Annotated in this window: 19 protein-coding genes; 8 read left to right on the forward strand and 11 right to left on the reverse strand. The window is 35.3% G+C overall.

Annotated features, from left to right (window positions below):
- Positions 1-58 precede the first annotated feature (58 nt).
- Entirely contained in the window at positions 59-526 is a 468-nt protein-coding gene (locus CG11_RS12245) for a hypothetical protein (protein WP_156039754.1), read from the reverse strand.
- Positions 527-1233: 707 nt separating this feature from the next.
- On the opposite strand from CG11_RS12245, the gene CG11_RS12250 reads away from it, so the two are divergent.
- Entirely contained in the window at positions 1234-1827 is a 594-nt protein-coding gene (locus CG11_RS12250; RefSeq protein ID WP_052596578.1) for a WG repeat-containing protein, read from the forward strand.
- A gap of 167 nt (positions 1828-1994) precedes the next feature.
- Here the strand turns inward: CG11_RS12250 and CG11_RS12255 are convergent, their stop codons facing one another.
- The 5 genes from CG11_RS12255 to CG11_RS12270 all read right to left on the reverse strand — a co-directional run bounded on the left by CG11_RS12255 (position 1995) and on the right by CG11_RS12270 (position 5688).
- On the reverse strand, positions 1995-2678 hold the full coding sequence (locus CG11_RS12255) for an SdpI family protein (RefSeq protein ID WP_052596580.1): 684 nt from the start codon (positions 2676-2678) through the stop codon (positions 1995-1997).
- Between the two features lie 72 nt (positions 2679-2750).
- On the reverse strand, positions 2751-3011 hold the full coding sequence (locus CG11_RS12260; RefSeq protein WP_052596582.1) for an autorepressor SdpR family transcription factor: 261 nt from the start codon (positions 3009-3011) through the stop codon (positions 2751-2753).
- Positions 3012-3141: 130 nt separating this feature from the next.
- The gene (locus tag CG11_RS12265; RefSeq protein WP_052596585.1) at positions 3142-3657 is read right to left on the reverse strand and encodes a hypothetical protein; all 516 of its coding nucleotides are present in this window, start codon (positions 3655-3657) and stop codon (positions 3142-3144) included.
- 15 nt (positions 3658-3672) lie between these two features.
- Entirely contained in the window at positions 3673-3813 is a 141-nt protein-coding gene (locus CG11_RS30380) for a hypothetical protein (RefSeq protein WP_197043835.1), read from the reverse strand.
- Between the two features lie 48 nt (positions 3814-3861).
- Positions 3862-5688: a DNA polymerase III subunit gamma/tau gene (locus CG11_RS12270; RefSeq protein WP_052596587.1), complete on the reverse strand. Its 1827-nt coding sequence runs from the start codon at positions 5686-5688 to the stop codon at positions 3862-3864.
- A 263-nt stretch (positions 5689-5951) separates the two neighbouring features.
- On the opposite strand from CG11_RS12270, the gene CG11_RS12275 reads away from it, so the two are divergent.
- From CG11_RS12275 to queG, 3 genes are all read left to right on the forward strand, one after another.
- Complete coding sequence (locus CG11_RS12275; RefSeq protein WP_052596588.1) at positions 5952-6506, forward strand: DUF1573 domain-containing protein; 555 nt, start codon at positions 5952-5954, stop codon at positions 6504-6506.
- A 226-nt stretch (positions 6507-6732) separates the two neighbouring features.
- Positions 6733-7419, forward strand: a complete 687-nt coding sequence (locus CG11_RS12280) for a hypothetical protein (RefSeq protein WP_052596589.1) — start codon at positions 6733-6735, stop codon at positions 7417-7419.
- Positions 7420-7489: 70 nt separating this feature from the next.
- Entirely contained in the window at positions 7490-8419 is a 930-nt protein-coding gene (gene queG, locus CG11_RS12285; RefSeq protein WP_052596591.1) for a tRNA epoxyqueuosine(34) reductase QueG, read from the forward strand.
- Between the two features lie 8 nt (positions 8420-8427).
- Here the strand turns inward: queG and CG11_RS12290 are convergent, their stop codons facing one another.
- Positions 8428-8895 carry a hypothetical protein gene (locus CG11_RS12290; protein WP_052596594.1) on the reverse strand — a complete coding sequence of 156 codons (468 nt, stop codon included), beginning with the start codon at positions 8893-8895 and terminating at the stop codon, positions 8428-8430.
- 437 nt (positions 8896-9332) lie between these two features.
- Here CG11_RS12290 and CG11_RS12295 point away from each other — a divergent pair, with 437 nt between their 5' ends.
- The 3 genes from CG11_RS12295 (at position 9333) to porQ (ending at position 13007) form a co-directional block, all read left to right on the forward strand.
- A complete protein-coding gene (locus CG11_RS12295) occupies positions 9333-10085 on the forward strand; it encodes a toxin-antitoxin system YwqK family antitoxin (RefSeq protein ID WP_197043836.1) in 753 nt (250 codons plus the stop codon).
- A 597-nt stretch (positions 10086-10682) separates the two neighbouring features.
- Positions 10683-11381: a toxin-antitoxin system YwqK family antitoxin gene (locus tag CG11_RS12300; RefSeq protein WP_052596596.1), complete on the forward strand. Its 699-nt coding sequence runs from the start codon at positions 10683-10685 to the stop codon at positions 11379-11381.
- A 537-nt stretch (positions 11382-11918) separates the two neighbouring features.
- Complete coding sequence (gene porQ / locus CG11_RS12305) at positions 11919-13007, forward strand: type IX secretion system protein PorQ (protein ID WP_052596598.1); 1089 nt, start codon at positions 11919-11921, stop codon at positions 13005-13007.
- A gap of 49 nt (positions 13008-13056) precedes the next feature.
- On the opposite strand, the gene rhuM is transcribed toward porQ, so the two are convergent.
- The 4 genes from rhuM to CG11_RS12320 all read right to left on the reverse strand — a co-directional run bounded on the left by rhuM (position 13057) and on the right by CG11_RS12320 (position 16198).
- Positions 13057-14061: a virulence protein RhuM/Fic/DOC family protein gene (rhuM, locus tag CG11_RS12310; RefSeq protein WP_052596599.1), complete on the reverse strand. Its 1005-nt coding sequence runs from the start codon at positions 14059-14061 to the stop codon at positions 13057-13059.
- Between the two features lie 72 nt (positions 14062-14133).
- The gene (locus CG11_RS30190) at positions 14134-14286 is read right to left on the reverse strand and encodes a hypothetical protein (protein WP_156039755.1); all 153 of its coding nucleotides are present in this window, start codon (positions 14284-14286) and stop codon (positions 14134-14136) included.
- Between the two features lie 36 nt (positions 14287-14322).
- The gene (locus tag CG11_RS12315) at positions 14323-15003 is read right to left on the reverse strand and encodes a hypothetical protein (RefSeq protein ID WP_052596601.1); all 681 of its coding nucleotides are present in this window, start codon (positions 15001-15003) and stop codon (positions 14323-14325) included.
- Positions 15004-15121: 118 nt separating this feature from the next.
- Positions 15122-16198 (reverse strand): DUF4837 family protein, encoded by a 1077-nt coding sequence (locus CG11_RS12320; protein WP_052596602.1) that lies wholly within the window; start codon positions 16196-16198, stop codon positions 15122-15124.
- 456 nt (positions 16199-16654) lie between these two features.
- Here CG11_RS12320 and recA point away from each other — a divergent pair, with 456 nt between their 5' ends.
- Complete coding sequence (gene recA, locus CG11_RS12325; protein ID WP_052596604.1) at positions 16655-17713, forward strand: recombinase RecA; 1059 nt, start codon at positions 16655-16657, stop codon at positions 17711-17713.
- Positions 17714-17876: the final 163 nt, after the last annotated feature.

The following is a 17876-nucleotide window of genomic DNA, read 5'->3' on the forward strand; positions in this document are numbered from 1 at the left end:
CACTGATTTTATAGGGTGCGATTAGGAATGAGCCTTTTAGTTGATTACTTTATGATCCCTATTGCAAACCAGGGGGAAGTATTTGGGCTGCATTGATCAGTTCTTGCAATTTTAAAACCGCTTCAGTATGTTGAGGACAGAATTCATCCAGCAGCTCGATACTAGGGCGATTCATGCGTTCTAACTGTTCCTGTTCGGATAAGGTGCTATCAATCTCCAAAACTACTTTCAAATCTTCTTGTATAAACATGCCTGTAAACTGATCAATTTGGTTGGTTGTCCGCTCACCAATACATTTGGATACTGTTTGAACAATACTCATAAAACCAGCCAATTTAATTTTGATCTGATACAACTCAGAAGTAGATAAATTTTTTAAATCATATTCCTTGGGAAGTTTGTTGATATATAAAATTCCTTTATTAATTTTTTTTAAGAATTCTGCTCCATAAGTATCCAAACAACTACACCGAGCCTGCTCTTGGTCGGTTAAAAAAGCAACAGTTTCAGGGCGTAATTGATCCACCACTCGGTTTTTGCAACTACTAAAAATGAAAAAAGTAAAAAAAAGTAAAAATAAAATGGAGCAATTAAAATTTTGCATAATAGACTGATTCGAAGTACTTCAATGGTAAATGACAATGATAAAGATACAAAGAATTATAGAGAGAAAACAAGTCCAAATTATTTTGGGTGTATCAGAGGGCATATTTATGGATGTTAATTAAAGTATTTCAGAATTTAATTTTGTTTTAACATTAAAAACCTTGACTTCTTAAAATAATAGTTTAATTTTGTGGCATAGTTAAGTATATAAGTTGTTTTTGTTTCCACTTAATTGTTTTGCTTTTTCTACAAAAAAAGAGATATTAAGAAGGCATATTTGGATAGAAAACAATTATTACATTGAAAAAATAAAAGCCTCCAAATAGAATTTGGTACTTGAATTTATAAGAAGATGAATAGCAATTGTTAAGCTGTATTATTCGACTAAAAATTTTCAGAAGACTTCTTTAAGTTAATGTTAAGAAGCAGAAAAAAATAAATTTCATCGATTAAAAATAGACACTAGTCGATTGCTTTTAAAATCAGGAACTTTATTCATGTAGAATGGCATTGTTCTTTATGTCACATAGATTATAACTGATAATTAATTTTTATTGTGACTATAATTATTTTGAAAATAATTTTTTATTAAAAATATAAATTTTAACTTTAAACAACACTAAAATTATGAAAGGGTCAATCAAAAGCTTAAGAAACTTTATGGTAATCATGGCTTTGGTTCTTTTAGCTATGAACACGCAAGCGCAACTAGTTGCTTACAATACTGAAACCTTGGAAGCAGCTTATGTAGCAGCTACCAAAACCGAACAGGTAGAAAATGCTGTGTTTACAAATACTGGTGCTACAATTATTAGCGAATACCAAGAAGGAGCTGCTATTATCAAGCTAGAAAATAAATACGGATTGGTAAACAAACAAGGTTACGAAATTTGTCAACCAATTTATGACGAGATCCATTTGTACAACGGCGGTTATGCTGCTGTAAAGAAACATGGAAAATGGACGTTTGTTAACAAGCAAGGCAAAAAATTAACTCCTTTGCGTTACGAGTGGGTAGGTGGTTTCAACGATGGTTTGGCTGCTGTATTCAAAGATGGAAAATGGGGATTGTTGAATGAGCAAGGATTTGAGGTTGTTCCAACAGCTTTTGATGCTGTAAAAGTAGACCAAGATGGTCGTATCTGGGTACAAAAAAACGAGACTTGGAAGCCATTTAATGCTAAGAAGAATATTGATGAAGCTTTTGTAACAGCTTCTTAAGGACTCCATAGTTTGTTGAAAATAGGCAGTAGTAGCACAGCTAACTACTAAAAAATATTACACTGGATTTTTACCAACGAATCATAACCAACGTAAGTGGGCGATTAGCAAGAACCGAGCTAATCGCCCTTTCTTATTTTACAATAGTTAGTTGAGTTGCTGCTAATTTATAAAGCTGTATTGTTTAACTGTTTGAATAAGACAAAGGAATAGATAGCAGCAAAAATAAGAGGGATAACCATCAAGGCAACAACACTCATCAACGCCCAATTATTAGGCAAAAAGAAAAGTAGAATAAATCCAATAAGAGCTGCGCCAATCCATAAACGTCCTCCTAGTTGATGTGTTTTTTTCCATACTTCTTCATTTTCTAATGTCCAAGGAGTACGAATTCCCATAAAGTGGTTTTGGCGAATGCTCCCCATGTAATTGCCAAACAATAGCATGAAAAATATAAAGCAGTACCCTAGAAGCCGCTCAATAGGTATTTCTGTGTTGCCAGAGCTTACTAGTAAAATAGCAAATACTAGTGCCGATAAAAACAATTGTAGTGTAAGTCGTAATCGATAGTATTTTTTGCCCATCTTTGTGATACTTGCTTCTTTTGCAGTAATTTTAGGCAAGAAAAGTAGGAGTAAGTAAATCGGTAGATTAATTAACAAAACAATCCAACCCAACGAAGATTTAGAACCATAACGATCTATCTCTCCTTCAAAATTCCAGTGCATGGGAACTTGCTCTGGCAAATCGTTCCATATTACAAATAGATAGATAATAGGGGCTACTGTTATTAGTAATAATAAAAGCTCTTTAGGTAAACTAGCGGGATGGTTGGATGGTGTATTTTTCATAATTTTAATAGGATTGGTGATATTACAGGCTAACTTTTAATCGTTGCTAAAATAATAAGTAGGGGAGGTCTGTTATTTGTTATCTTTAAACTGCATCAACCACTGAATGACCTCTTCAAAAACACTCATGTTTAAAGAGTAGGAAATAAATTGACCTTGGCGAATTCCAATGACTAGGTCGGCTCTTTTTAGTAGATCTAAATGATGTGAAATACTAGGTTTGGAGATATTGAAGTGTGCTGCAATTTCTCCTGCTGTTAAATCTTTTTCTTTTAATAATTCTAGAATTTGGCGCCTAGTAGAGTCATTTAGAGCTTTAAAAAGGTTATTCATTGAGTTTTGATTAGTTATTTAGATAAATGTCTAATTATTAAACGAGAAAAGTAGAAAAAAGTTTTGCTTAGATGCGTTATTTTAATCATCGCTTATAAGCTACATTGCTATTGTGTGGTTGAGAAATAGTCTAATAATTAGACCAAATTAGTTCATCAAAGGAATTGAGCAAAGGAGAAGGCTTTTCGGTACTTTTTTGTAGAATAATCTCAAAACCAAGCATTTCATCTTCTATTAAGTCTTGGTTAGGATTAAATAATTGCCGAACGTCAACATTATAAATACCGTTTTCTAACTTGACGTGTAATGCTGCTAAGTCAGAATCGGGTAGCGTTTCATCTTCAAATTGAGCCGCCAAAGTAATGGATTCGTAGTTAATGAGATATAGTTTAGAATTGCTGACTTTAATTTTTCCTCGAAATGTTTTGAATGCATGGTTTGCGGTTGCTTGATCGCAAATACGCACTGTCCATAGATTTGGAACACTAGTGCCCCAAAACAACAGGTGCCCTTTTTGAGATTCGCGAATAATACGCATCTCAACGTCTTCAAACTCCCAATCTTCATCAATAAAAGAATCGTATAAATCTGTATTGATAAGACCTAAAAAGCTGGCATCGTCTGATATTTCAAAAAGTTGATTCACTAGAAAAGCTAGAAATTATTTGGCTTGCGCATTGGCTTGTTCGTGTATCTTGCCAATTAAATCATATACTTCATTGAAAGGAAGGTTACCCAATGCTTTTAGAATGATATTGACTTCATCAAAATTGAGTTCTAGTTTTATGTTCTTGTTATCCATGGCTACTTGAGTATATTAGGTTTTGCGACTAATTTGAAAATTTATGAATTAACTGCTTTTAGGAGGCAAGAGTTGAAAACGTTTTTGAAAATCTTTTAAAACAGGATTCAATTTTAAAAAGTGCACATACTTATCTCGATCTGTTTGTGGGATCACTTTTTGAGGTTTTGGAGCTTCTATTTTTGTTGCGTCAATTTCTACTTCAAAACTCAACTCCTTTTTTTGAAACGTTTGAATCAGCAATTGGCGAACAGGACGATCTCTAAAAATGGCATCTTTGGCTCGGTTTCCAGCCGTAAGCACTTTAATAGTTCCTAGTTCTGCATCTAAAATAGATAATTTTGCTGTTTTGAACAAAATCTGAGTGGATTGAGATTCAATTTTTGACCAATAACTTTCCCAGATTTTTTCCAAATTTTCTTGTGTAAAAGGCATGGCAGCCTCTTGAGGTTTGTGGTATTCTTCTTTCACCTCGTTCAATACCTTCGACAAAAAATTGCTTCCTTTTTTTAAAGCCAATTTTTCTGCAAAATTATTGGATGTTGTTGATTTTGTCGCATCAACAGCAGGTTCATTATCTGATTTTAGTTCTGCTTTAGCCTCTTCTGTCTCTGTAGTCGTGGTATTTTTGAGAGAGGCAATGGGCGTTTCATTGACTTCTTGCTCAATAGGTTCTGGTTGATAATTAGGCACAACTTCTTGAACTGCTACCATTTTACTATCGTCTAGTGTTTTTTTTTCAGAGGGAGTAGTTACCGTTTGAATGGCTCTAGGCTCCATCGCACGTTGAATGTAAGCCATTTTGATCAAAGTCATTTCAACATGAAGACGATGATTACGAGACATTTTATAATTAACATCACAATCGTTTGCTAGGCTTAATGCGGATAGTATTAAAGCAGTAGGAGCTAGGTTGGCTTGTTGTTGATAACGCTCTTTTATATTGCCACTAACTTCTAATAGTTCTATTGTTCTAGGGTCTTTACAAACTAATAAATTACGCAAATGTTCTGATAAACCATTAATAAAAATATCCCCATCAAAACCTTTTCTAGAAATTTGGTCAAAAAGCAATAGTAACTGACTGGCATCTTCTATCAATATGGCCTCTACGACTTTAAAATAATAGTCATAGTCTAGGATATTGAGATTTTCGATAACATCTTGATAGACTATGTTGTTGCCCGAAAAGCTTACAATTCTATCAAAAATAGATAAAGCATCTCTTAACGCTCCATCTGCTTTTTGCGCAATAACGTGTAGTGCCTCTTCTTCGGCTTCAATTCCTTCTTCTTTACAAATCTTTTGCAAGTGATTGGTCATGTCAGCAACTTGAATTCGATTAAAATCAAAGATTTGGCATCGAGACAAAATGGTTGGTATAATTTTGTGTTTTTCAGTTGTTGCTAGGATGAAAATGGCATAAGAAGGGGGTTCTTCCAAAGTTTTCAAAAAAGCATTAAAAGCTTGTTGCGAAAGCATGTGCACCTCATCTATGATATAGATTTTATACCGACCACTTTGAGGGGCGAAACGAACTTGCTCAATAAGCGCACGAATATGCTCAACACTATTGTTAGAAGCGGCATCTAACTCAGAGATGTTTAGAGAGGCATTTTGATTAAACGATTCGCAAGATTCGCAGGTATCGCAAGGTTCCATGTCGTTGGTAGGCGTTTGGCAATTGAGTACTTTTGCCAAAATACGAGCACAGGTCGTTTTTCCCACACCTCGAGGGCCACAAAACAAAAATGCCTGTGCCAGATGATTGCTCTGAATGGCATTCTTAAGTGTTTGTGAAACGTGTTGTTGTCCAACAACATTGTCAAAACGAATGGGTCTATATTTTCTTGCGGATACTACGAAATTACTCATGCTACAAATATACTAATCTGATTGATGAGTTCCAAGTTTTGAATTGAATTAGCCGAAGGTATTTAAAGATCTTGAACTTAGAAAGCTGTTATAATAGTAGTTTAAGTGATAATTTTTTTTGATTAGCAGATTGCTATAATATGGATTTCGTTTCTTTTCTTGTATCTTCCCTCTTTGTTTTGTATAATCCATTATTACACTAGACACCCCAATCTTGTAGCATTTACTCCATTTATCAGGTGTGTTCATATAAATCCAGATACATGAAACAATCTTTCTATTTCACTTGCTTCTTATACATAGGTGTTTTTTTGTTGCTAACTGCTTGTGAGGACTCCTCGTCTTCAGATAAGGGAACAACAACGACAGCAACCTTATCTGACGATACGATAGAGACGATTCAAACGCCAACACTTCCTCCCGTTATGGATACGGTGAGTACCGATACCATATCGTTAGATACGATTAAGAAGGTACAAAAAATGGTGCGCCCAACAAGAGAGCCAGCTAAAATTAAATTCGAAACGACTTCTTATACCTATGACACCATTCAACAAGGCGAAATAGTTGAATATAGCTTCAAGTTTAAAAATGTAGGAGAACGTCCGCTGGCTATTAAGGATGTAAAAGGCTCTTGCGGTTGCACGATAGGAAGCTATCCTTTTTTGGATATAGCACCCCAAGAAGAAAGTACTATTAAAGCACGTTTTGACAGTAAAGGAAAAAAAGGTCCTCAGTTTACAACCATCACAGTTTATAGCAATGCCAACCCTCAAGGAGATGTGTTGTCGTTAAAAGGGGTTGTTTTGAAGGAGTAATTCTTTTAGGGGGCAATACCTATGAATTAGTAGTTAGCTTTGTTACTCCCTACGGTCGTGAGCTCGCATAGCTCGGTTCGTTGCTACTTCGTGGTTTTTACGAAGTGATGACTGATACATCCTAATCATTTGAAGTTTGCTAGTATATTTGTAACTTGTTGTTAGTCATAGAAAAATGATGCTATAGGGTTAACTCTTTTATAAGATTTTATAAAACTTTCAAACTATGAAAATAACAACTTTACTAACTGGAATAATTGCTTTCTTTTTGGTTGCCTCATGTGGCAAAGCAACTCCCGAAACGGAGACCAAACGATGGGAGGCATCCCAAGAAACAATCAACACCTTGAGTGCTAAGTATCCAGGGTTTAAACCTGCCTTAAAAGAAGCCTTGGAGGCTGCTAAACTAAAATGGGAAGCGGCTACTCAAATTAGTAGCGAAGAAAAACAAATAGAAGCAATGAGAATCGCTAATAAAACAGCTCGACCTCTATTTGTTGTAGAATTGAATAAGATGCCAGAGAAAATGGAAGCTTTAAAGGATCTTGTAACGGAGGCAACACAGGCTGGTGGAGTCGATCAAGCAGATAGTCAAGCTTTGGCAACGGCTTGTAGAGAAGCTGATTTTTCTTTGGGCAAAGCAGAGAAAATCCTCAAAAATGGTACGGCTGCTACTGTTGAAGCTGCCAATGCTATTGTAAGTGGTGCGTCTAAAGAACTAGAATCAGCTACTAAGCGTGTCAAAAAAGTGATGGCAACGGTCAAAGAGAAGCAATCAGAGGCAGAGGCGACAGCAGATTCTATTTTGACACAAGAAACGACGGAAAAGGCTATAAAATGTGCTTATTGTGGGAGTATGAATGCGCATGATGCGCTAAAATGTAGTAGTTGTGGAGCCCCCGTGGAAAAATAATTGTTCCTCAAAAAAATTTAGGTTTGTTTAGGATAATAGAATTTGTTTCTATTATCCTATTTTTACATTCGTGAAAAAGACAAATACACATATCGTCAAAGAGAAAGCGTATGAATTGGGATTTTCTTTTGTTGGAGTATCCAAAGCTAGAGAATTAACCCAAGAAGCAAAGCGGTTGGAGCAATGGCTGAATCAAGGAATGCATGGGGAAATGCATTATATGGCGAACCATTTCGAAAAAAGAATAGACCCCCGAAAATTGGTAGAGGGAGCCAAAACGGTTGTTACTTTATTGTACAACTATCATCAAACCGAAACACAAACAGATCCGACTGCCCCCAAAATCTCACAATATGCTTATGGCAAAGATTATCATAAGATTATTAAACAAAAATTGCGTCATCTAATGGAATATATCCACGAAGAAATTGGTGCTGTAGAAGGGCGTTGTTTTGTGGATTCGGCTCCTGTTTTGGAACGAGATTGGGCAAAACATAGCGGTGCTGGTTGGGTTGGCAAAAATACGTTGTTGATCACAAAAGGGCAAGGCTCTTATTTTTTCTTGGCGGAGTTAATTATTGATTTAGAATTAGAAGAAGATGGACCTATCAAAGATTATTGTGGTCGTTGTACACGTTGTATTGATGCTTGCCCCACAGATGCCATTCATCCCGATGGGTATTGGGTAGATGGTAGCAAGTGCATCTCTTATTTTACCATTGAGCTAAAGGAAGAACTGCCTGTTGATATGCGTGGCAAATTTGATAATTGGATGTTTGGTTGTGATGTTTGTCAACAAGTTTGCCCTTGGAATCGATTTGCCCAACAACATACAGAGCCTGCTTTTGAACCACATCCCGATTTGTTGTCTATGACCAAACAAGATTGGGAAGAAATTACAGAGGATGTTTTTCGAAAGGTATTTCAAAAGTCAGCGGTCAAACGAACCAAGTTTTCGGGGTTGGTACGAAATATTAATTTCTTGAAGGACGAAGAGTAAACTCTTGCTTATTTTTGTGCTTTTTCTCGAATCAAAGGCAACAAACAGGCAATTATTTCTTGTTCTGATACAGTTGTTTTTTCTGTATAAATCAAAATATCAACAAACGCATTATTGTCTCTAAATTCGATGCGTACATCAGGAAAGGGAATTTTTTCTTGAACCAGAATGCTTAGGTCTGGAAAGTTATCACAATTATCCACTTTGACCAGTCGTTGGGCATCAGCTGCTTCTTTGGTAATAATATAGTTGGCTTGACGTTTAAATGGCGTGATACCTACTGAAAAATCTTCAAAGGGAATGTCTCTGGCTAAGACAACTTTGATATCGGGAAAAGTTACTTTATTGGCTATTCGAACAGTCATGGTGGCGTCTGGAATATCGTCATCGACAAAAACAAAGTTTTGTGCTTGTATGGCTGATGTACTAAGAATGCAAAAAAGCAGGGCTGTAAATAAGTGAAAGGTTGTTGACATAAAAATAAATGATCTAATTTGTTATTTTCTGTACTTCAAATATCTATCCAAAATTGGAAAAAAAGAGACCATTTCTGTTGGTCCTTGTAATTTAACGTATTTTTGTAACAATAATACTCCGTTGATTTTTTAGTTTTTCTACGAACCCGCAGACTCACGAAGTAAAAATATAAAAAAGCATCTTGCATTAGGTTGATTATTAGTTTTTTAGTATAAAGGTTGACGAAAGTGCATCTTACTAATAATCAACTGCGAAGCACTCATGCAATACCACGAAGTAGCAGCGCAGCTAAACTAATACGATTTTTCAACGGAGTAATGTAACAAAGTACCTGTTCTTAATTATGATGATAGCTCTGTTGAATAATAGAGCCTTGGTAGATTACCTTGCGCATAACAAGATGACCAATTTCACAACAATTATAAAATACACAATTATGAAAGCAATTAGAATTATAAGTACATTTCTGTTCCTAGTTTATTTGGGAGCGTGTACGCCAACAAATACAACTGATGATGCTTCAAATGACACAGCGGCAACAACTCACTTAGAAACGGAAACAGTTAAGGTGGAGTTGATTGATACGATTGAATATAACGAGGATGGCAAACTTAAAATGATGTATCAAATAGACAAACATACAGGAGCAAAGTATGGTAGTTATAAAGAATACGATGTTGCTACTTCTACATTGTTAGCAGAACGTAACTACAAAAATAATAAATTAGAAGGAGTAGAGAAGATTTACTTTCCTAGTGGTCAAATAGATGGAGAACTAAACTACAAGGATGGTATCCATGATGGTACGTTTAAGTATTATTATGAGGATGGAACATTAAAGCAACAAGGGAATTATGTACAAGGAAATATTGAAGGAATTTTAAATTCCTATTATCCAACAGGAGCGTTAAAAGAAGAAGTGACGCACGTGGATGGTTTAACACAGGGTATTTTTAAGGAATACAACGAAAATGGAACCATAAAAACAGAAGGAGAATACACTAGCAAAAGCGGTCAAGAAAACCTAGAAACAGGTTTACTGAAAATATACGATGAGAATGGAGTGCTAGAAAGAAAAATGATTTGCAAAGAGGGGCAATGTTGTACCATTTGGACGATAGAGGATGGTGATCTAGAACCAACTACTAAGTTGTGTAAGGCTATTCTCAAAAGTCAATCGGCTTCCTAAGCTATTGAGGTAACATAGGACACTATCATAGGAGTTGGAGATTGGGAGAATATAGTCCTCATCTCCAATTTTTTTTAGATTAACTCAAAAAATGTGCGTCTAACTAATTTTTCAGATAAAGACTTACTTTGGTACAACCAAGGTGGAAAATCTTGTATTATAAAGAATAAAAGTGCTCCATTCTTGAGCCTAATCACGTAGTTTTTAGTCAAAAAATCCATTTTTTAGTTGGAGTTATTTAATTTTAACCGTCCCTTTTAGTTGATAATGCGATGGTTAGATTTATTCACCCCTTATTATTGATTAAAAAATGAACCTCTTTGGCAATAAGTATTGTTATCCTGTTGTTAAGGGTAGTAGTTCGTTGATTTTTTACTTTTTTACCAAAAAGATAAAAAAGCACATTTATATTAGTTTGATAATCAAGTTTTTAGTACAAAATGCAGTAAAACTGTAACTTGTTGATTATCAACTGCGCAGCACTCACGAAGTAAAATAATAAAGTTTTTCAACGAACTATTGTAAGGGGATAAATCCAAATTTAAGACCACCAGACTACTTTTTGATAGAAAGGTAGAAGGTATTAGACGAATTATTATGAGACAATTAATGAAAATCCTCTTGGGGGGTGTGCTAGCATGTAGCTTGTATTCTTGCCAAACAAAAGTAGTGACAGTACGGTATGAAGGGCGTGTTGTAGAGCGGTATCAGGTGTTGACGAAATCAAATGTGCGACATGGTTATTATAAAGTTTATCATGAGAATGGTAATATAGCTTTGGAGCATACCTACGATCATGGCTCGCTAAATGGTGCGGAAAAAATTTACCATGAAGATGGTTCTTTGTCAGGAAACTTATTGCTTGAAAATGGAAGCTATGAAGGTCCTTTTATTTACTATCACCCTGAAGGTACTGTCAAGCAGAAAGGGTATTATGAAAAAGATGCGCTGTATGGAGAGTTGTGTTCTTATTATGTAGATGGGACGTTAAAGGAGTGTGTAACGATGAAAGATAACATGGAGCAAGGACCATTTAGAGAGTATGCTCCCAATGGGGTTTTGACTCGAAGAGGAAGTTATACATCTATTCTAGGAGATGAAGAAGGTTTAGAAGAAGGCGTGCTTTATGAGTACGATTCAGAAACAAGAAAATTGCTGACCAAAAAGCGTTGTAAAGAAGGCTTTTGCTGTACTATTTGGGAGCGTGGCAAAGGCTACTTGAGACCAAGCACAAGCATTTGCGATGAAATAATGAATGGAACAGATGAAAAATCTAGTGTGTTAGGCAGCGAATAATAGGATGGTACGTTTTCTAGGAACATGCCCTTGTGGTAGGGCGTGATTTTGGAATTAAATTACCTATTCTATAGAACCAATATTTCTACACATTTATATTATCAACAAATCGTAATAAGTTGCAAATTCTAGTTAATCAGTTCAAGGAAACTATCCTGTTAGTCTGATTATTTTTCTATTTTTAGCTTTTTATTGGATAGAATAATTTCATCTTGTCTACAATTTTAGTTGATTGGTTTGAATTAACATTACTTTGTGGTAAAATCGTATTAGTTTATTTACTTCATGAACTTCGTTTTATGAATGTTGGGTAGTTGATTATCAATAGAATCTAATTTTATTGTGTTGTTTTTATTGATAATCAGATTTACGTAAATTAACTAAACGAAGCAACCTCACCAGTAGCAGCAAAGCTAACTAAGCTTGCGCCCTCATGAGTAATCCACAAAGTATTTACCTAAGTGAAGCTTGTTTGTAAATGGATTAGTGTTTTGGAAACTAAGCCACTTTTAAGCACTTCTACAAATAACATTTTTTATGAAATATTGGTTCACGGCACTCTTTAGTATTATCTACGTAGGAATTAACGCCCAAATTGGGGGCAACAGTACTTATGAGTTTTTGAGAATTCCTAATTCTGCTCGCTTAACCTCTGTTGGCGGAAGTTTAATTACGGTTAGAGATGCCGATTTAAATTTAGCATACCACAATCCAGCAGCCTTAAATCCATTGATGCACCGTAGGGTTGCATTTAGTCAAAGTGTCTATATGGGAGGTATTACGCATGGGTATTTGGCCTATGGGCATCATATTGATCAAGGAAAAGTTCCTGTGATGGTGCATGCAGGCTTGCAGTACATTAGTTACGGCAAGTTTCAAAATAGAGATGTAACGGGAACCTATACAGGTGAAACTAGCGCTGCCGAATATGCGATTAATTTAGGAGCAGGTTATCAGATTAGTAAATTTTTATCTGTTGGGGCCAATGCCAAAACTATTTTGTCTTATTTGGGAAGTTATAACTCTACAGGAATTGCTTTTGATGCTGCCGCAATGTTCTCTGATACGGCTAAGAATATCAATTTAACGGTAGCTTTTAAAAATATGGGAACACAGTTTTCAACTTATGCCCGAAACGGGAATATGGAACCATTGCCATTTGACTTGCAAATTGGTTTTGCACATCGGTTGAAGTATATTCCGTTGCGTTTTTCGGTTATTATGCACAATCTACACCGTTGGGGAATTGTATACGACGATCCTAGCAATCAAGATAATCAAGCTCTATTTACTGGAAATGGAACAGAACAACCTGATAATTCTGCTATCAAGGTAGTTGATGATATCTTTAGGCATTTTATTTTTAACATTGAATTGTTGTTTGGTAAAAAAGGTAAACCCGAAGTTTTTAGAGTAGCAGCAGGGTACAATCATATGCGTCGAGGAGAATTGATGACTTCTGGTGTGAGTGACCTTTCTGGGTTTTCTTTTGGTTGTGGGCTTCGCATCAAACAATTCCAAATTGATTATGGTTTTGGTGCATATCATTTTGCAGGAGCAGCGCATCACTTTAGCTTGTCTATCAACTTGGATGAGATTCTAAAAGGAGCTTGGAAAAAGCGTTAAAAACGCAGTAGTAGATTGGGTTAAAAGATAGCCATTTAGCAACGATCTACTAAGCATTTTTTTTTATCAAATTAATAATTAACCGAATGATAATTTCTCTTTGGTTGGGCAAACTTTGGGCAACAGCTAAAGCGAGTGCAACCAAAGTATTATCGTTAATTTTTCTAGTATTATCAGGAGTAAGATGGAAGTTGTTTTGCTCCAAGAACCAAACAAAAATAAAAGAACCAATGCGTTTGTTGCCATCACTAAAGGCATGTCCTTTGATAATAGAATAAAGCAATTGTGCCGCCTGTTCTTCTATACTAGGATAGGCTAATTGACCAAAGACTGTTTGAGAAATACTACCTAGAATACCACGAAAAGAATCATCTTTTTCATTCCCAAACAAAAGACTGGCTTCCCCTTTTTGAATTAAATTTTTTTTCAATTCCTCTATCGCATTTTTGACAGTTGGATAATGAATAACATGGATAATATCTGGATTGAGGTTGTCTGTAGAAAGAGCATCTGAGTCGTATTGATTCAGTAGCTCAAACGATTTGGAATAATGACTAATAATAGAAAGCAATCCGTCTGTCAGTTGTTGTTGAGTTTCGACCAACTCAATAGATAAATCTTCTACTTGTTGTTTTAGACTAGCAATCTTACGTTGTTGTTGTTCCAATAATCGGTTATTGATGCTATAACCTTGTAGTAAGTATTCTCTAAGGCGTTTCGTTGCCCATTGCCTAAATTCTACCCCTGTTTTAGATTTGACGCGATAGCCAACAGATATAATGACATCTAGGTTGTAATAATCCACCTTTCGGCGTACCTTTCTTTGCCCTTCGATTTGAACTTGGCGAATTTCTCGCCAAGTTGCCGCTCGTTCAAGTTCCCCTTCTACGTAAATATTTTTGATGTGCGCTCCTATGGTTCGGCGAGCTTTGCCAAACAAGTCCATCATTTGCTGCTGGGTGACCCAAATTGTCTCTTCCTTTCCATCTAGGATGACTTGAAATTCTACTTCTCCAGTAGATGGTTTGAAAATAACTAATTCGCTGGACAACATAAGGAAGTATTGAGAGAATAGTATAGAATGAAAAGGAATGCTCAAAGGAGCACTCCTTATATTTTAGAGGAACTATTTTAAAAATAAAGTATTATTATTTACTTCATTTAGATAGATAGAATAAATCAGGAGAATTGCTATTAGATGAAAAATCATTAAGGCAATTAAGACAATCATTGTGTTTTTATCTAACTTATTATTATCTTCCATTTTATGTTCTTTCATAATGTCTTAGTTTTAAAATTGAAAGGCAATATATAATTATTGTGCACATTCTACTTCACAAGTGCCACCGCAAAGTCCTGAGATATACTTATAATTACATTGTGCAGATGGACAAGTTGATATACATTGATGATATCTATTTTGGCAGCCCGATTGAGCTGTCGCTCGCATAACAGCACAACTTACTGCTGTTGTTGTTGCTGACAATGCTCCTGCAACAGCCCATATAATCACAGGAATGGGTACACGAGCATTACTAGTTATCTCAATATCAATGTCTACAGTACCCGAATTTGTTACCAATTGCCCAGTTAAATGATCCTTTGTTTCTACTACATTGTTTAAGTAAACGTCTTGGTTGTCAAAAATTTTGGTGTAGACATAAGAATTATCGGATGTTCTATAAATATCAATTTTGTCAATGTGATTTTGAGTAATATCAATGTGAAGGTTTTGGGCAAGTGTGCCATCAATGAGTAATTGCCCCGTTGCTCCATCAGACAAGTTGCCAATGGAAAAATTGCCAGAAACAGTTTGACTGGGGGCATGAATAGAACTACCCGAATAATGAATACGTTGTTGATGGTTGCTAGATCTAAAGCTAGCAGGACGGCTTATCTTTTTCCAATTTTCTTGAGCGATTGTTGGGGTGGTGGATACTTCTTTTTCACAGGAAAATAGGAGTAAAGAGACCATTAACACAAAAATAAAAGGCATACTTTTTTAAGTTTTTGAGGTGATAAATAATCACAGTGTTTGTAATGAAAAAAATGAATACATAACACTTTGTTAGACAGTGATGAAGGTAGCTCAAAAAACTTATATTAAAAAATATTTAAGAAGAAAAAGTCGAGAAAATCATATCCAATTTGCGCATTTCTGGTCGCTTTTTTTGCCCAGGAGCATGAATAAAACCATCCAAAATAATAACACGATTATTGGCAGGGTCTTTAATCATATATGTTACAAAAGAGCCTCCCATAAAGTCATTTACCATACCCCACAAGCCCCTAGCTTGTAACGCTTCTTTTTTGTCAAATGTCATTTCTTGATAATAAATTGGCAAGACCCGATCATCGATTTGCATGTATGAATTTTCGATGTGCGTGGAGAAATAAACTTTTGTCAATTGATTTCTAATCCTTTTGTGATTTTCAGGGCTAAGTGCTGTTGAATCAGCGAGTGGCAGTGTGTAGATAAAGATATTGCTACTTGTTTTGTTGGTTTCTCTTCTTAACCAAATAGAGTTACTATCAATGTTTGCTAGAGCAAATTCTTTGGGTATTTTTAAGTCAATCTTAAACGTCTCGTAGATCGCATTGGTTGCATCTGTATTAGAGCCAGGAGCATAGATTTGTTGAATGAACAATTCCGTATCCGCTTTATTGAATTGCTTCATTACCTCCTGATAGTCTTTTTTTACAGTTTTGAGTAATTCTTCTCTAGTAGGACCAAACCAATAAATGACAGTCTGCCCTTGCGCCCAACGATCTCTATGAATGGCAATTCTATAATTGGACTGTTTTTTTGCTTTTTCAACATTTTCAGGACCAATTGCTTTTCGAATTTCAGCACTTGCAGGATCATTCATATCGTCCAAAGCGCCCATTATAATAATAGCACGATGTGTTTTTAGAATTTTCCCTTCTTTAAATTGTTTGGGAGTTTTATAACGCAAATCATAAATTGGTTCAGGCTGTGGAGTAACAGGATACAAGGCTTCGAAATAATTTCTAAAGGTATCTCCAATCGTTGTTGTCCAAGTATACTCATCGGCAACGACCATTATGTTGTCTACTTTTCCATAAGCGCTAGGTGTAATCGCAATGCTTGTGCGTTGTTCTTGTGTACAACTGAAAAGTAAACTAATTAAGATGATGGTGGTTATGATAAAGCTTAAATGATGCTGCATTAGATTAAATGGTTTGAATAGTTGTCATCGAAATAGTCTGTTATCTATCTAGATGCAGATAAAACAATAAAAGTTGCTCTAATTTCTAAATTGCTGCAAAATTAACGATAATATAACGACTAAATCAAGATTCATACTATAAATTTTTATTGGATTGTTACTCGGTTTTATTTCAGAGCTTAAAAAGAGTAACTTGTTGGAGTTTTTGGCGCTTGTTGGGTCACATTATAGACCTCAAAAACAAAAAAAATAGAAAAAAGATGTTTCTTTAGAAACAAAATGATTTATTTTTTAAATTTTAAACAACTTGTTGAAACATTTTTTTGCAAAAAGAGTATAAGAAACTTGCAAACTGAAAAATGTTAGCTTATATTTGTATCACACTTGACAATAATCAAAATTAAAACAAAATGTTTTAGAACATTTTCTTTTTTGAAAAACAAAATTAGAAACACAATGGCAAAAAAAAGCACTTCTGGAGACGACAATAAATTAAAAGCATTACAAACAACTTTAGATCGTTTAAAGAAAACTTATGGAAAAGGAGCAGTAATGCGTTTGGGAGATCATCAAGTTGAAAAGGTTGAAACCATTTCTACAGGTTCGGTAGCCTTAGATGTAGCTTTAGGTACAAGTGGATTTCCAAAAGGACGTGTTGTAGAAATATATGGTCCAGAGTCATCAGGTAAAACAACAATTGCTTTGCATGCAATCGCTGAATGTCAAAAAAATGGTGGCATTGCTGCGTTTATTGATGCAGAGCATGCTTTTGATCGTTTTTATGCAGAAGGTCTTGGTATTGATGTTGACGAGTTAATTTTTGCACAACCTGACCATGGTGAACAAGCATTGGAAATTGCTGAAAGTTTAATCCGTTCTGGGGCAATTGATATTTTGGTAGTGGATTCTGTTGCTGCTTTGGTTCCTCGTAGCGAAATAGAGGGGGAAATGGGAGACTCTAAAATGGGATTGCAAGCTCGTTTGATGTCACAAGCAATGCGTAAATTAACTTCTGTTATTAGCAAAACAAATTGTTGTTGTATTTTTATCAACCAATTGCGTGAAAAAATTGGGGTGATGTTCGGAAATCCTGAAACAACTACTGGTGGTAATGCTTTGAAATTCTATGCTTCTCAACGTTTGGACATTCGCCGTTCTGGTGGTGCAATCAAAGATAGAGAAGGAAAAGTAATCGGAAACCATGTCAAAGTGAAAATTGTTAAGAATAAATTAGCTCCTCCATTCCAAGTAGCAGAATTTGATATTATGTATGGAGAAGGAATTTCTAAGAGTGGTGAAATTGTAGATTTGGGAACGGAATTTAATATTCTTTCTAAAAGTGGTGCTTGGTATGGTTATGGCGATGGTAAGATTGCTCAAGGTAGAGAAGCTGCTAAGCAGTTTATGTTAGATAATCCTGAAGTAGCAGAAGAGATCGAAGCTAAAATCCGCGCTAAATTAACAGGAATAGAATTTGAAGAAGAAAATACAGAAGTGGAAGCTGCTGATGCATAATACTCAGCACGTAATCCTATCTGTATAGGTTATTATAAAATAAGATGCATGCCTCTTAACAATTGTTGAGGGGCATTTTTTGTAGTATGGTATTCTACAAACTTTATCTAAATATCTTTAGTATACCACAATGCGACATCTGCTAATTATCTCTTCAAGGAGA

Source organism: Aureispira sp. CCB-QB1 (assembly GCF_000724545.1).
In the GTDB taxonomy this organism is placed as follows: domain Bacteria; phylum Bacteroidota; class Bacteroidia; order Chitinophagales; family Saprospiraceae; genus Aureispira.

Bases quoted from the DNA above. Each gene is read 5' to 3' on its own strand.
- CG11_RS12250 (WP_052596578.1), top strand. From the start codon at position 1,234: ATGAAAGGGTCAATCAAAAGCTTAAGAAACTTTATGGTAATCATGGCT.
- CG11_RS30380 (WP_197043835.1), bottom strand. From the start codon at position 3,813: ATGGATAACAAGAACATAAAACTAGAACTCAATTTTGATGAAGTCAAT.
- CG11_RS12295 (WP_197043836.1), top strand. From the start codon at position 9,333: ATGAAAGCAATTAGAATTATAAGTACATTTCTGTTCCTAGTTTATTTG.
- CG11_RS12275 (WP_052596588.1), top strand. From the start codon at position 5,952: ATGAAACAATCTTTCTATTTCACTTGCTTCTTATACATAGGTGTTTTT.
- CG11_RS12315 (WP_052596601.1), bottom strand. From the start codon at position 15,003: ATGCCTTTTATTTTTGTGTTAATGGTCTCTTTACTCCTATTTTCCTGT.
- recA (WP_052596604.1), top strand. From the start codon at position 16,655: ATGGCAAAAAAAAGCACTTCTGGAGACGACAATAAATTAAAAGCATTA.
- CG11_RS12300 (WP_052596596.1), top strand. From the start codon at position 10,683: ATGAGACAATTAATGAAAATCCTCTTGGGGGGTGTGCTAGCATGTAGC.
- CG11_RS12255 (WP_052596580.1), bottom strand. From the start codon at position 2,678: ATGAAAAATACACCATCCAACCATCCCGCTAGTTTACCTAAAGAGCTT.
- CG11_RS12320 (WP_052596602.1), bottom strand. From the start codon at position 16,198: ATGCAGCATCATTTAAGCTTTATCATAACCACCATCATCTTAATTAGT.
- CG11_RS30190 (WP_156039755.1), bottom strand. From the start codon at position 14,286: ATGAAAGAACATAAAATGGAAGATAATAATAAGTTAGATAAAAACACA.
- CG11_RS12290 (WP_052596594.1), bottom strand. From the start codon at position 8,895: ATGTCAACAACCTTTCACTTATTTACAGCCCTGCTTTTTTGCATTCTT.
- rhuM (WP_052596599.1), bottom strand. From the start codon at position 14,061: ATGTTGTCCAGCGAATTAGTTATTTTCAAACCATCTACTGGAGAAGTA.
- porQ (WP_052596598.1), top strand. From the start codon at position 11,919: ATGAAATATTGGTTCACGGCACTCTTTAGTATTATCTACGTAGGAATT.
- CG11_RS12270 (WP_052596587.1), bottom strand. From the start codon at position 5,688: ATGAGTAATTTCGTAGTATCCGCAAGAAAATATAGACCCATTCGTTTT.
- CG11_RS12260 (WP_052596582.1), bottom strand. From the start codon at position 3,011: ATGAATAACCTTTTTAAAGCTCTAAATGACTCTACTAGGCGCCAAATT.
- CG11_RS12280 (WP_052596589.1), top strand. From the start codon at position 6,733: ATGAAAATAACAACTTTACTAACTGGAATAATTGCTTTCTTTTTGGTT.